Here is a 14,105-nt window from a genome sequence, read left to right as displayed (position 1 = left end):
TCAGAAAGGAGTCTGGATATGAAAATAAATTACACACGAATGGACCGGTTTATATTAGGTGCCAACAATATTCTCCTATGTATCGCCGTTTTGATTGTCCTGGTTCCACTGGTATATGTAGTGCTGGCCTCTTTCATGGATCCGACCGTCCTGTTGAATCGGGGAATCACCTTCAATTTTTCTGAATGGAGCTTTAAAGGCTACGAACTGATCCTGACTAATGATGCAATGCTCAGAGGCTTTATAAATTCAGTATTATACTCCGCCGGCTTTGCCATAATCACAGTGGTGGTATCGCTGTTTGCTGCTTATCCTTTATCAGTCAGGGGTTTTGTGGGCAAGAATTTCTTCATGACACTCTTTATAATCACCATGTTTTTCAGCGGCGGGCTGATACCCACTTATCTGGTTGTCAAGGATCTTGGCATGCTTGATACGATATGGGCAATCCTGCTGCCCGGAGCAGTAAATGTCTGGAATATTATCCTTGCGAGAACTTATTTTAAAGGTATTCCCTATGAATTGCATGAAGCTGCAAAGGTGGACGGCGCCTCAGATTTCTTAATTTTTTTCAAGCTGGTGCTGCCGCTTTCAAAACCGATCATTTTTGTTTTGGCTCTTTATGCTTTTGTCGGCCAGTGGAATTCTTACTTTGATGCCATGATTTATTTGGAAAATTCCAATTTACATCCGCTGCAGCTGGTACTCCGTTCCATTCTAATTCAGAACCAGGCGGACCCAGGTATGATCAGTGATCAGCAGGCAATGGCTGAATTAAAGAAGCTTTCAGAAATGATCAAGTATTCATCTATTGTCATTTCAAGCCTTCCGCTGATCATTATGTATCCATTTTTCCAAAAGTACTTTGAGAAAGGAGTTATGGTCGGTTCTTTGAAATAAGTCTGCAAGATTATAAATCTATTTTTTAGGAGGATATTATGAAAAAATTAAACAAAGCCGCAGCAGCATCTCTTGCTGTCCTGCTTTTAGCTTCAGGCTGCAGTAAAAACGGGGGAAGTGAGGCGGCATCTGCTGATTATAAACTGGAAAATGTTAAATTTCCCTTAAAGGAAAAAGTAACCCTTAAATTCATGACCCAAAGCTCGCCGCTTGCTCCTAAAGATCCAAACAACAAGTTAATTTATAAACGCCTCGAAAAAGAAACGGGAGTTCATATTAAATGGAAAAACTACACCTCGGATTCATTCGTTGAAAAAAGAAACCTCGCTATGGCAAGCGGTGATCTGCCAGATGCAATCATGGATGCAGGATACGGGGACTATGATCTTTTAAAACTTGCTAAAGATGGAGCAATCATTCCTGTCGAAGATCTGATTGATAAGCATATGCCCAATTTAAGTAAAGTGCTCGAGCAGGCCCCGGAATATAAAAAAATGATGACTGCGCCGGACGGTCATATCTATTCATTCCCATGGATTGAGGAGCTGGGGTCTGGCAAGGAGAGTATCCATTCGGTTGATGATTTTCCTTGGATTAATGTTGAATGGCTGAAAAAATTAGGCTTAAAGATGCCTAAGACTACAGAAGAATTAAAGCAGGTACTGATTGCATTCAAGACTAAGGATCCGAACGGAAACGGAAAGGCGGATGAAATACCGATGAGCTTCATCAATAAAGCAGGCGGTGAAGACCTCGCTTTCTTATTCGGCTCGTTCGGTCTTGGCGAAAACTGGGATCATACCGTGGTGACCAATGAAGGGAAAGTGACCTTTACGGCATCAGATGAAGGCTATAAAGAAGGAATAAAATATCTCGCAGATCTCCACAAAGAAGGGCTCATTGATGTAGAATCTTTTGATCAGGACTGGAACACGTATATAGCCAAAGGCAAGGATAATCGTTATGGGCTCTATTTCACTTGGGACAAAGCCAATATTACAGGTATGAATGATAAATATGACCTCATGCGTCCGCTTGCCGGCCCGGATGGTCATGTAAATGTGGCCCGCACAAATGGCATGGGCTTTGACCGCGGAAGGATGGTCATCACGAGTGCAAATAAAAATGTGGAACTTACGGCCAAGTGGATTGACGAGCTGTATGAACCCCAGCAATCAGTTCAGAATAACTGGGGTACATATGGAGATAAAAAACAGCAGAATATCTTTGAAAAGGATGCATCAGGAAAGTTGAAGCATCTGCCCCTGGATGGCGCTGCTCCGGTAGAATTGAGACAAAAAACGAACACAGGAGGACCACTGGCTATCCTGGATGAGTATTATGGGACAGTCACAACGAAGCCAGATGATGCTGCATGGAGGCTTGGCCTTTTGAAGGATGTTATGGTGCCATCCATGACAGCAGAAAATATTTACCCCAGGGTATTCTTCTCCCTTAAGGAACTGGACCGGTTGTCAGCAATCGAAACCGATATGTTTGCTTATGTAATGAGAAAAAGGGCAGAGTGGATCCAAAACGGAAAAGTCGAGAAGGAATGGGAGAAATATAAAAAGGAATTAAACCGGCTGGGTCTGCAGGAGTGGCTTGATATAAAGCAAAAAGGCTATGATAGAAATACAAATTAAGCGACGTTTATATCCGGTCCTCAGGCTATGGTTTACAGCCTGAGCCGGGTATAAAGAATCGGGAAGGAAGCTTGCTATGACAAAGCTTTATCAAGAAAAACACAGACCGCAGTTTCATTTTTCACCGAAAGAAAAGTGGATGAATGACCCTAATGGAATGGTGTTCTATAATGGGGAATACCATTTGTTTTACCAATATCACCCTCATGGGACCACCTGGGGACCCATGCACTGGGGCCATGCTGTAAGCGGGGACTTAATACATTGGGAGCAGCTTCCTGTAGCTTTATATCCAGACGAGCATGGAGCGATTTTTTCAGGCAGTGCTGTGGTAGACTGGAATGATTCATCGGGTTTTTTTAACGGTGAATCAGGATTGGTCGCCATATATACAAGTGCAGATTCTTACCCGGATTCTGAGAGACCGAGACAGCGTCAAAGCCTGGCATATAGCAGGGACAACGGGAGGACCTGGACTAAATATAAGGGGAATCCTGTTCTATCGAACGAGGAAATTACAGACTACCGTGACCCTAAAGTATTCTGGTTCGAGTCTAGCAGGAAATGGGTGATGGTACTTGCCGCTGGGCAGTCAATCAGGATTTATACTTCAACCAACCTAAGAGAATGGGAATTCGCCAGCGAATTTGGCAATGGGGAAGGGTCACATGATGGGGTATGGGAATGCCCCGATCTTTTCCAGCTGCCGGTGGATGGGGACGAAAAAGATCAAAGATGGATCATGATCGTAAGCATCGGGGACCATCCAGCTTTTGAGGAAGGTTCTAGAACACAATATTTTATTGGGGATTTTGATGGAAAGCACTTTATCAGTGAGTGTCCTCAAAAAAAGGCCCTATGGCTGGATAATGGACGCGATAATTATGCAGGCGTCAGTTGGTCCGATATACCAGTTGAAAACGGACGACGAATTTATATCGGATGGATGAGCAACTGGAGATATGCAAATCAGGTGCCTACCAGGGAGTGGAGGAGTGCCATGACCCTGCCGCGTGAACTCTTCTTGACCCGGGAATCAGATGGGTTATGTTTACGGCAGCTGCCAGTCTCTGAAATAAGTACAATCCGAAAAAATGAAGCAGTTTTTAAAGATTTAATAATTGAAGAGGGCGGCCCAATCGATATTAGGCTTAACAGCCGATTACTGGAAATCAAGATGTGCTTTGAACCGATGGATGCTTTTCTATTCGGCATGAGATGTATCCACTCTACAGGGGAGAGCCTGGTTACCACCTATGATGTAAAAGATAAAAAGTTTTCTTTGGACCGGACACAGGCAGGGGACAGCAGTTTTTCAGAATCTTTTGCAGCGGTTCAAAATGCTCAAGTAGATCTGGTAAATGGTAAATTGATTCTTCATCTATTTATCGATACTTCTTCAATAGAGGTGTTCATCAATGAAGGGAAGTCAGCATTCACAAGTTTATATTTCCCTGAAGGACCGCCCCTTGGGATAGAATTGTTTGCGGAAGGCGGAAATGCTGTGGTTCATGAATTGAGTATTTGTGAATTAAAATCCATATGGGAATAGGAAGAAGCAGCGGAGTAAATCCCGCTGCTTCTTCCTATTCCGTAACCGTCACCTCAAACGGCTCACTCACAAGATTCCATTCCTTCCCGAGCATGTTAAAGCTGTGCTTCAGGAAGACCTGGACTTTGCCTGGTGAAATGGCGGTTATATTATTGCCGCTGATCCGTATTTTTTGTTCTCCCGGTTTTACATAGAGCTGGGCCGTTATGCTTTCGCTCTGGCCATTCCGGTAGCTAAGACGCGCCGGCACATTTATGGCAGCTGACTTCCCTTGCTTGAGGGTGAGCGGTTTCGCCGATGTTTCCAGGCGGATCGGTGCCCCGGTCAGCCATTGGGTATAATCGGTTATTGGGACAAGGAGCCCCTGGCTGAGCTTTTCGCTGAAAGCTTCTTCTGCACGGAAGGTCCAGTGCATGCTGAGCATGCCGCGCTGCCGCATATATTGGATGAACTCTGGATAAAGGCTTCCGTAGCTTGCGTTCAGTGTGACATGGAAGGTGGAGCTGTAATCGATCATTTTTTTTGCAAACTTTAATTTGTCTGTAGAAGTCTTGGGAATGGCAGATGTGTACAACATACCGGCAGGCGTTTCCGGACTCAGACGGTTAATGGCAGTCAAACTTTCCGGACTGAAGCTCTGCACGATAACCTGATCACGCATGTTTTCATCGGCAATTTCCTGCAGAAGCTGTTCCTCCATGCCCGTCTGTTTGATTTCAAGCAGCAGCATGACCTGCTTCCCCTTGAATTCCCTAAGGAATTCGCTCAGGGTCGGCACTCTTTCTCCTGCATAATCGGTGTTGTATCTGATTCCGGCGTCAAGCTCCCTGATTTCCTTCAGGGTCATGTCTTTCACATTTCCAGTGCCTGTGGTGGTGCGGTTCACGGTATCGTCATGGATGAGGACCAGCTCGCCGTCTTTTGTCTTTTGTACGTCTGTTTCAATCATATCAGCGCCAAGTTCATAGGCAAGACGGTAGCCTGCCATCGTATTCTCAGGAGCCCTGGACGGCACGCCGCGGTGGGCTGCGACGATCGGGCGCTGGACCATCGTATTTTCCGGGTATGCATCCATGGCTTCCGCGGAAACTTCCGGTTTTTCTGTAATGATGCCGTCCACTCCTGTGTGGATGAGGGAGTGGGCTTCCGCTTCAGTATTTGCGCCGCGGCCCCAGACTGTCACTGATTTTGTGTGCAGGCTGTAAACCACGTCCGGGGTAATCAATTCCTGCGGAACGACTGCGACTGTCGCCGCACTGGCATGCACGGTTCTTGCAAGCTCGGCTGCAGCCCATGCATTCATCGTGCTGCGGCTGTAGAGGATCCCTCCGCGGGCAGAAGGGAACTTCGCAGAGAAGTCTTTAATGATATCAGGATTGCTTGATAGAATATGTACATCCCTCGTACCGGATGCCAGTAGTTCTTCAATGACTTTATCTTCCAGCTCTTTTTGCTCAAGCTGGATGACAGGGATTCTTTTGTTCTTTAATTGAGCGAGCACCTCCTGAAGCGGACGGCCATTCGCTGATGCCCTGCCGCCGGCAAGCTCTGCCCGCAGCAGGGCGGAGGAAGCCTGATCCCTGCTCAGCCGGCCGGCTGTGTCAGCTATGAGTGTCGGCGGGCTGATCAAATGGGTTGATGGCTCCTGTGGTAGGAAGGCCCGTGACTCTTCAAGGGAGGGAAGGCTGCCTGTAAACTTGGATATCCGTACAGAATCAAAATCAACCGTTGCACCCGCCGCCTGGAAGCCTGCATCTCCCGTGGATAAGGCAGATCCGGCATCGGTATCGATGACAAGCTGATCATTGATGAATTGCTGGACCCTGTTTTTCCTTGCTATGATTTTCAGCCGGTAAGGGCGGCCTGGTTCAACGTTTTCCTTATAAAAGGCAGTATCAGGAACACTCCATTTATTCTTGTTGTTCCGCATGGAAAATTCGGTCCCGTTCAGGGCGGAAGTCCCTTTTCGGACCGCAAATTGATAGTACGGATAATTCCCGCCTTGAATGCGGTACATAAGTGATGCCCATCTTGTCTGATCTGCCGCTGACCTGAATGTCATTTCGGCTTCGAATACAAAGTCTCCTCCGTCCGCCCCAAGGGGCATCAGCACCCTTGCTGGCTGCGAGCTTTTTTCAGATATCAGCCTTAATTTCCCATCCGCAGTATAGGCCCTGCCCTGGAGAACCTTCCAGCCTTTAGGGAGCGTACCTTCTTTCAGTGAATTAAAATCCTCCTGAAGAATAAGAGAAGGGGCGCTTTCTGCAGATGCCAGTTGAAAGCTGCCGGGAGAGGATGGCATGGCCAGGAACAAGGATAATGCAAGCAGCATTGGCGCCATCCTGCTCAATTTCTTGTGTGTGAACATAAATACCTCCAGATGAAAACCTTATATTTACAAAAATAACTTTCGTTTCCATTTTATACTAATTTTATAGTTTAATATAGCCATAATTACATCTGAGTGTCTGATTATTAGTTTGATAAGAAGGTATGAATACGCTACTATAAATGATGTGTGATGGTAAAAAAATTTAATAGCTGCCAAATAAGACGCCGCAAGGCTTAATAGGGAATTTCGTAAAAACCGGAAGCTGCCCCCGCAACTGTAAGTGTGGACGAAGCAGGCTGACCACTGTGTGAAAATGCACGGGAAGGGCCTGATCAGGATGAAGCACCAGCCAGGAGACCTGTCTTACATGGGTGAATGGTTTTTCTTCGGGGATGGAGAAAATGAATCGGTATATGCGAAAAGTGCTAGATTTGAGGCACAGCCCGTCTTTTCATGACTGCTCTCCTTGTTTAAGGGGGCGGTTTTTTTGTGGGCAGCCGCTGAAAAATATGAACTTATAGATAGGAGTGGAAACGATGCCAAAAGCCCTTCCGCTGATGTTCCAGGGAACAAGTTCAGATGTTGGTAAAAGTGTGATCACTGCGGCTTTCTGCCGGATTTTTGCCCAGGATGGGTACCGGACGGCGCCTTTTAAATCTCAGAATATGGCGCTGAATTCTTATATTACGGCAGATGGTAAGGAAATCGGAAGGGCCCAGGGAGTGCAGGCGGAGGCGGCGGGGACTGCTGCAAATACATTCATGAATCCCATTCTGATTAAGCCGAACAGGGAGTATGAATCACAGATTGTGGTGCATGGGAAGCCTTTTAAAAATATGAAGGCTGGCGCCTACAGGCAGGAGTTCTTTGACAGGGGGCTGTCCCTGATCCGGGAATCGCTGGATGAGCTGTCGGGGAGCTTTGACCGGCTGGTGATTGAGGGAGCCGGAAGTCCTGCTGAAATCAATTTGAATGACAGGGAGCTTGTGAATATGCGGGTAGCCCGGATGGCAGACGCCCCTGTGATCCTGATAGGAGATATCGACAGGGGCGGCGTATTCGCAAGCCTGGTTGGGACGCTTCAGCTCATGGAGGAAAAAGATCGTGATAGAGTCATCGGTGTTATCATCAATAAGTTCCGGGGAGATGTTTCCCTCCTTCAGGATGGGCTGGATTGGTTTGAAGAATATACGGGGAAAAAGGTGTTCGGCGTGATTCCGTATATGGAGGATCTCCATATAGATGCAGAGGACTCACTGGCTCTAAACCAGTATAAAGGGAGGAATGAAAGGGGCAGGGAACTGGATATCGCGGTCCTGCAGTACCCGAGAATCTCTAATTTCACAGACATTGACCCGCTGATGGCGGAGGGGGACTGCAGTGTGAGGTATGTGGATTCAGCTGCGGCGCTTGGCCGTCCTGATTTAATCGTGCTCCCCGGCAGCAAGAATACGATCGAGGATCTGCGATATATGAAAGAAAGAGGCCTGGCGGAAGCGGTCACCTCCCTTTATAAAGCTGGCACTTCCATGGTGTTTGGGATCTGCGGCGGATATCAGATGCTGGGCCGGGAAATAGCGGATGAGCATGCGGTGGAATCACCTTTTTCATACGAAAGAGGTCTGGGGATTTTACCCATCGGGACTTCTCTTGCTAGAGAGAAAAAGACCGTACTCAGTGAGGGGACTTTGTCATTTAGAGGCAGCAGCCACCTGGTAAAGGGCTATGAAATCCATATGGGTGTGACCGAACATGAAATGGACGGCGAATCCCTGATCATAATGAAAGACGGTTTAGACGGGTTCATAACCAATAACGGGATGGCTGCGGGTACCTATTTCCATGGCATCTTCCATAATGACTCCTTTCGCTGGGATCTGCTAAATTCAATGCGGGAAAGGAAAGGTCTAGAGCCTGTAATCAACAGGATTTCATACAAAGTACTTCAGGAAGAATCCTTTGACCGCCTGGCCGCCCATGTGAGGGAATTTACGGATATTAACGGAATCGAACAGGCAATGAAGGATTTCTCCGGGAAAGGGGCTGCGCTGCATGAATGAGAGAATGCTTGAGCAATACGGACATGGCGGGGATCTTGAAACCGCACGCGATTTGTTCGGGATCAAGGACCCCATCGATTTCAGCGCGAATATCAATCCGCTCGGACCGCCGCCCCGTCTGATGAAAATCCTGAAAGATCGGCTTCCGGATATCATTCATTACCCTGATCCCGCCAAAAGGAAGCTTAATGGAAAGCTTGCACGGAGGCTTGGTGTTTCTCCCGCGCAGATTGTGACCGGGAATGGCGCAGCCGAATGCATGGCCCTGGTTCTTCAGGCCCTAAAGCCGGCCAGGGTGGGGGTCGTTTATCCATGCTTTTCGGAATATGAAAAGCTGGCTGTCATGTTCGGCGCAAAAGTAGCTGCCTGCTATGGCAGGAGCAGCCGTTCCTACAAGCCGGACCTTGAAGATCTGCTGAAGCTGATGATGATTACCGATCTTGTTTTTATCGGGCAGCCCAATAACCCGACCGGTGTTCTTTATTTAAAGGATGAACTTCGGATACTGGCAGCCGAGGCAGAAATGGCGCATACCTATCTGGTCATTGATGAAGCGTTCATTGATTTTCTTCCCGGCATGGAAAGTTATACGCTGCTGAGTGAGCTGGACCGCTGCCCCCATGTAATCCTGATCCGTTCGATGACGAAATTCTATGCCATTCCGGGACTCCGCTTAGGCTATGCAGTGGCCGGGGCGGATCTTGCAGCGAAAATCAGCGCCATGCAGGTTACCTGGAGTGTCAATGCCCTGGCGCTTGCTGCGGGAGAAGTCTGCCTGGATGAAGAGGAATATGAAAATAGGACGCTGTCCTTAATCGAGAGGGAGCGCAGAAAACTATCCCGGTCCATAAGAGAGAATCTTGGCTGGACTGTTTACCCCGGAGAAGCTAATTTCCTCCTTGTCAGGATCGAAGGGGAGATGACTTCCGCGGCATTGCAGCAGGAGCTAGGGGGCAGGGGAATCCTTATCCGCTCATGTGCCATGTATCCAGGCCTGTCAGACCGCCATTTCCGAATTGCTGTCCGCACCCGGGAGGAAAATGAAGTACTGCTGGCGGCGTTAAAAGAACGTTCAGATTATAAGAGTAAGGAGTAAAAATGTGCAGCCATTCAAGAAAGAAAGCCGCTATTTATCAAAGGTCTGGCCGGAACTGACACTGATGAAAAAGGAGGATCATCTCCTGTTCCACTCAGAGCAAACGCTAGAAACAGTCAGTTCCGCCTTATACGGAGGAGGATTCCGGAAACTGAATTATTTTGTAAACTGGCAGGTGCCGAAACACTTTGATTGCAATGATCCATTCCTTGCCATGGAGCAGCAGCTCGACAGCTGGGGGTATCCGCTGGAAGAGTCAGCCGGGCTGCAGACGGCAGCCTGGATTCATTGGGCATCCATTCAGGAAGAAGCTGGGGACCAATTCAAAGCAGTCTGCTGTGTCACAGCGGGAGTCGGCAACAGGGAAAGAGCCGGCATCAGGAGGCCAACTTATCCTGCCTATCAGCCGGGAACGATTAACACCTTCCTGTTCATTGATGGCCGTCTTACACAACCGGCGATGGTGAATGCCATCATGACAGCAGCCGAGGCGAAGGCGGCTGCGATGCAGGATGTGAATATCCTGATTGATACCGATGCCGCGGCGACTGGAACCACGACTGATTCCGTTGTCATAGCGGCTTCCCAGGCTGAGATCTGGCCCCTCCACCTTTATGCCGGGACAGCAACTTCGATCGGCAACAGCATCGGCTGCCTTGTGTACGATGCTGTATGTGAGGCAGTGAGGAATGGAGGGTGAGCGCTGTTATGCTTCAAGGTTCTATATTGGTTTTTGCTGCTTTTCTCACCGATTTGATGGTAGGTGATCCAAGAGCGCTGCCGCATCCTGTTGTTTTAATCGGAAAATGCATCACCTGGCTGGAACAGGGGATCCGGCGTCTTTTTTCTGAGAAGTACCTGAAGATTGGCGGAGTTTTTTTGCCGCTCGTAATAGCAGGGGGCAGCTATGCGGCCGTATATGGATTGCTTCAGGTACTGGGAGCCTTCTATTACTGGGCTGCGGTTTTCGCTGAAATCTGGATCATTTCGACGACAATCGCGGTCAAGGGTCTGGGTGATGCAGGCATGGAAGTATATCGCCCGCTCATAAGGGGTGATATCCGGGCCGCAAGGAAAAATCTCGGCATGATTGTCGGACGGGATACCGGCCATCTGGATGAAGCAGAAATCTCCAGGGGCGCGGTCGAGACGGTGGCGGAAAATATCGTCGATGCCATCATTTCTCCGCTTTTTTTCGCCTTTATCGGCGGAGCGCCGCTTGCCATGTTTTACAGGGCTGTCAATACCCTGGATTCCATGGTCGGCTATAAAAATGACAGATACATAAAGCTTGGCTGGGCATCTGCAAGGCTCGATGATGTGCTTAATTATATTCCAGCCAGACTGACAGCCATCATCATGCTGGCAGTGTTCCGCCTTAAAAAGCTGGATGCTAAAAACGCAGCCAGGATCATGAAGCGTGATGCCCGCCTTCATCCAAGTCCGAACAGCGGCTTTCCTGAAAGTGCCGTCGCCGGTGCCCTTCATATCCAGCTCGGCGGCACCAACCATTATTTCGGCAAACCGTCTCACCGGTCCCGGCTGGGAGATCCGAAACGGTTCATTGAAGCTGTGGACATATTGACAACGATAGCGGTCATGAAGTGGACAGCATTCCTATTCGCCGCTGTCCTGCCCATCCTATTCCTTCTTTTCTGTTTATTATAGAGGGCAGCTGGAGAAGTATTTGTCATAAACATTTTTTATCAAACAGTATTAGTTATGCTGTTTTATGGAGCCAATTTTTTTTTGACCCTTAAATCAGCAAGCCTTTCTCATGGGCAGTCTTCATCGTCAGCATAGTGGCATTATTTGTTTTTTCTAATTTTTCTTATCATGCAAAAATGGTACAAGGCTTTTAAGAGTATGCCTATACAGACTAAATTTCCTTTCCTGCATGGTTTTTAGCACTGGCAGTTCTTGGTTTCCTGAATCAATGATTGGATTAAAATGTGTTTACCATTTTTGACCAAAATCTGCTTGAGTACTGCCAGCCCTGAACTTATAATAAATATAGGTCTAAAGACAGTGTTGGCTGGGAGTGGGGATTATGGTGAAAGAACGGTTATATTTTCTGGATAATCTGAAGGTTATGCTGACTCTTTTGGTGGTTGTCCATCATGTGGGGCAGCCTTATGGCGGATCAAATGGTTTTTGGTATTTCATTTCAGAGAAGCAGACGGATCTAGGGAGATTTTTTTCAATCAATGCAGGCTTTTTCATGAGCCTGTTTTTCCTCATTTCTGCTTACTTCCTGCCTGGCTCGTTCAGGAAAAAAGGGGTCAAACCCTTTCTGCGTGACCGGTTTATAAGGCTTGGTATTCCTCTGTTGTTTGGTTTTCTGGTCATCATGCCCTTATTGATGTACTTCTACTATTTAAACTTTAGAGACTATGAATCAATCTCATTTTTGCACTATTATTCCTCCGTGTATTTCGGTCTGGGAGGACAGCCTGAGAAGTGGAGCGGACCGGTATTTCCCGATATGCAGTTCGGCCACCTCTGGTTCGTTGAGCATCTTTTGGTGTATGCGATTCTTTATGCCCTGATCAGCAAGCTTACGAAGAGGGAATCAGAGGTGAAATATCTCAGCAGATTAACCAATGGCAAGCTGGTCCTTATTGCCCTTATGATTTCGGCCATCACATACACCGTAAGAATTCAGTATGGGATCGACCACTGGGAAGGGCTGCTGGGTTTTATCCAGGTTGAATACGCCCATCTTCCGCAATACGCCTCTTTCTTTTTACTGGGGATCCTCGCTTTCAAATATAACTGGTTTGAACGATTGGATAAAAAGGCCGGGGCTGTCTGGCTCACAATTGGAATCTGCCTTGCAGCCCTCCGCTATTTTACAAATGCGGTTCCATGGTCGCCAGGGGGCACTGGTGTCAGCAGCGCAGTCTACAGCCTGTATGAAACTTTCCTATGCTTTGGACTGGGTTTTGGCCTCATTTATTTATTCAAACGTGTTTGGAACAAAACCAATTCATTCCTAAAGCTGCTCGCAGACAATAGTTTTGGGGTCTATATATTCCATCTGCCCATTGCTGTCATCATTCAATATAGTTTTGCCAGGACGGCGATCACGCCTTTCCTGAAGTTCCTCGCTGTATCGGTTCTCACCATTGCCGCCGCTTATCTGTTTAGTATGCTGATCAGGAAGATACCGGTGGTGAGAGGGATTATTTAAATAAAGTGTTTCAAAAACAAAAGTTTTTTTCTGAGAGATGTTGTTTATAAGTTGTAAAGACGACTACATATAATAGGTTGATTGGAGCGGAAGGTGCGAGACTCCTGATGGCTGCAAGGCTTTCGACACTTGAGTCATAAGACGAGCCAGCCTGGGGAAGAAAGGGCACTTCCCCTGGCTGACTCGTCTTATGTTTGGCTTTCGCATAAGTGCGACTAGGCTCACCGCCCGCCCCGCTCCAAGAGAGTGCCTGGAGAGTAAACCAACCTCCTTGTCCACAATGGTTTTAAAATCAACAAACACAAAATGTATTAGGAGAGAAGACATGTTTATAGTGAATGTAGAAGGCGCGATAAATAAAGATGGCAAGTGGCTGATCATTGAACGAGGTGCAGAGGAGGACCATGCTGCCGGAACGCTCTCTTTGGTGGGGGGAAAAGTCGAAGATGCAGGAACTTCCTATGAAATCCTTGAGGAAACTGTAAAGCGGGAAATACATGAAGAAGTCGGAATTCAAATTAAGGATGAACTAAAGTATGTGTACAGCTCATCATTTGCTGCTGATGATGGAAGCATGGTGATAAATACTGTATTCCTTTGTGAGTATTATAGCGGAGAGGCTTTCAGGAAAAGTCCCCAGGAAGTTGGCGCGATTTACTGGATGAGCACAAAAGATGTGCTGGAAAATGGTAATGCTCCAGGATGGACGAAGGAAAGCATCAGGCGTGCGGGGGCAATGCTGCCGGGATTGACTTAATCGAAAATACTCTGCAGGAGCGATTTGAAAAAATGGATTATGAATATTTTTTCCACCACTCAATTTCTGACGCTAATATAAAGATAATAGAGGATTTATTGAGACTCCATAGTGATGTATTTGGAACTTCCGATGATTTAATCAACAAAATGTTAAGCAAACCTGGTTTGGTTGTTTTAACTGCAATGGAAGGGAAGAAAGTTATTGGTTACAAAATTGGCTATGCTATAGATAATAATATGTTTTATAGCTGGTTAGGCGGAGTGGATCCGAGCTATAGGACACAAGGAATAGCATCAAGATTAATGGAGAAGCAGCATCACTATTTAAGGGAACAGGGGTATAGTATTGTTCAAACAAAAACCATGAATAAATGGCGTGGTATGTTAATTTTAAATATAAAAAGCGGGTTTAACATTATTAGTACATATACAAATGAAAAAGGATTACATAAAATTGTTCTTGAAAAAAACCTCTTTGAATAAAGGCTCTGCGGAACTTTGTCCATAATATAGGGTTTTAGTAGTGTATGAAACTATTACAATATCTGCTAAAGTAGGAGTTAGAGG

11 protein-coding genes and 1 riboswitch are annotated in these 14,105 nt (G+C 46.8%); of the genes, 10 read left to right on the top strand and 1 reads right to left on the bottom strand.

Annotation, left to right across the window (positions count from 1 at the left end):
- Positions 1-18: 18 nt before the first annotated feature.
- From V1498_RS12090 to V1498_RS12080, 3 genes are all read left to right on the top strand, one after another.
- Positions 19-900, top strand: a complete 882-nt coding sequence (locus tag V1498_RS12090) for a carbohydrate ABC transporter permease (RefSeq protein ID WP_409293939.1) — start codon at positions 19-21, stop codon at positions 898-900.
- Between the two features lie 38 nt (positions 901-938).
- Complete coding sequence (locus V1498_RS12085; RefSeq protein WP_409293938.1) at positions 939-2,546, top strand: ABC transporter substrate-binding protein; 1,608 nt, start codon at positions 939-941, stop codon at positions 2,544-2,546.
- Positions 2,547-2,622: 76 nt separating this feature from the next.
- Positions 2,623-4,098 (top strand): glycoside hydrolase family 32 protein, encoded by a 1,476-nt coding sequence (locus V1498_RS12080; protein ID WP_409293937.1) that lies wholly within the window; start codon positions 2,623-2,625, stop codon positions 4,096-4,098.
- A 34-nt stretch (positions 4,099-4,132) separates the two neighbouring features.
- Here V1498_RS12080 and V1498_RS12075 read toward each other — a convergent pair whose 3' ends face one another.
- Positions 4,133-6,466 carry a glycerophosphodiester phosphodiesterase family protein gene (locus V1498_RS12075; RefSeq protein ID WP_409293935.1) on the bottom strand — a complete coding sequence of 778 codons (2,334 nt, stop codon included), beginning with the start codon at positions 6,464-6,466 and terminating at the stop codon, positions 4,133-4,135.
- A gap of 166 nt (positions 6,467-6,632) precedes the next feature.
- Positions 6,633-6,811: riboswitch (cobalamin riboswitch) on the top strand.
- A 155-nt stretch (positions 6,812-6,966) separates the two neighbouring features.
- Between V1498_RS12075 and V1498_RS12070 the strand changes: the two genes are divergently transcribed.
- From V1498_RS12070 to V1498_RS12040, 7 genes are all read left to right on the top strand, one after another.
- On the top strand, positions 6,967-8,490 hold the full coding sequence (locus tag V1498_RS12070; RefSeq protein ID WP_409293934.1) for a cobyric acid synthase: 1,524 nt from the start codon (positions 6,967-6,969) through the stop codon (positions 8,488-8,490).
- A gap of 4 nt (positions 8,491-8,494) precedes the next feature.
- Complete coding sequence (gene cobD, locus V1498_RS12065; RefSeq protein ID WP_409299262.1) at positions 8,495-9,586, top strand: threonine-phosphate decarboxylase CobD; 1,092 nt, start codon at positions 8,495-8,497, stop codon at positions 9,584-9,586.
- A 4-nt stretch (positions 9,587-9,590) separates the two neighbouring features.
- A complete protein-coding gene (locus V1498_RS12060; protein ID WP_409293933.1) occupies positions 9,591-10,286 on the top strand; it encodes an adenosylcobinamide amidohydrolase in 696 nt (231 codons plus the stop codon).
- Between the two features lie 8 nt (positions 10,287-10,294).
- Complete coding sequence (gene cbiB, locus V1498_RS12055; RefSeq protein ID WP_409293931.1) at positions 10,295-11,254, top strand: adenosylcobinamide-phosphate synthase CbiB; 960 nt, start codon at positions 10,295-10,297, stop codon at positions 11,252-11,254.
- A 382-nt stretch (positions 11,255-11,636) separates the two neighbouring features.
- Positions 11,637-12,779 (top strand): acyltransferase, encoded by a 1,143-nt coding sequence (locus V1498_RS12050; protein WP_409293929.1) that lies wholly within the window; start codon positions 11,637-11,639, stop codon positions 12,777-12,779.
- Positions 12,780-13,104: 325 nt separating this feature from the next.
- Positions 13,105-13,536, top strand: coding sequence for an NUDIX hydrolase (locus V1498_RS12045; protein ID WP_409293928.1), 432 nt, complete (start codon positions 13,105-13,107; stop codon positions 13,534-13,536).
- Complete coding sequence (locus V1498_RS12040; RefSeq protein WP_409293926.1) at positions 13,482-14,021, top strand: GNAT family N-acetyltransferase; 540 nt, start codon at positions 13,482-13,484, stop codon at positions 14,019-14,021. Before V1498_RS12045 ends, V1498_RS12040 begins: the two co-directional genes overlap by 55 nt.
- Positions 14,022-14,105: the final 84 nt, after the last annotated feature.

Source organism: Paraperibacillus marinus, assembly GCF_046237605.1.
In the GTDB taxonomy this organism is placed as follows: Bacteria; Bacillota; Bacilli; order Bacillales; family DSM-1321; genus Paraperibacillus; species Paraperibacillus marinus.
Note: the sequence above shows the minus strand (reverse complement) of the source record. Positions and strands in the feature narration are given on the sequence as shown.

Excerpts from the sequence above, each read along its gene's own strand:
- V1498_RS12070 (WP_409293934.1), top strand. The coding sequence starts at position 6,967 with ATGCCAAAAGCCCTTCCGCTGATGTTCCAGGGAACAAGTTCAGATGTT.
- V1498_RS12080 (WP_409293937.1), top strand. The coding sequence starts at position 2,623 with ATGACAAAGCTTTATCAAGAAAAACACAGACCGCAGTTTCATTTTTCA.
- cbiB (WP_409293931.1), top strand. The coding sequence starts at position 10,295 with ATGCTTCAAGGTTCTATATTGGTTTTTGCTGCTTTTCTCACCGATTTG.
- V1498_RS12075 (WP_409293935.1), bottom strand. The coding sequence starts at position 6,466 with ATGTTCACACACAAGAAATTGAGCAGGATGGCGCCAATGCTGCTTGCA.
- cobD (WP_409299262.1), top strand. The coding sequence starts at position 8,495 with ATGCTTGAGCAATACGGACATGGCGGGGATCTTGAAACCGCACGCGAT.
- V1498_RS12050 (WP_409293929.1), top strand. The coding sequence starts at position 11,637 with ATGGTGAAAGAACGGTTATATTTTCTGGATAATCTGAAGGTTATGCTG.
- V1498_RS12045 (WP_409293928.1), top strand. The coding sequence starts at position 13,105 with ATGTTTATAGTGAATGTAGAAGGCGCGATAAATAAAGATGGCAAGTGG.
- V1498_RS12040 (WP_409293926.1), top strand. The coding sequence starts at position 13,482 with ATGGACGAAGGAAAGCATCAGGCGTGCGGGGGCAATGCTGCCGGGATT.
- V1498_RS12085 (WP_409293938.1), top strand. The coding sequence starts at position 939 with ATGAAAAAATTAAACAAAGCCGCAGCAGCATCTCTTGCTGTCCTGCTT.
- V1498_RS12090 (WP_409293939.1), top strand. The coding sequence starts at position 19 with ATGAAAATAAATTACACACGAATGGACCGGTTTATATTAGGTGCCAAC.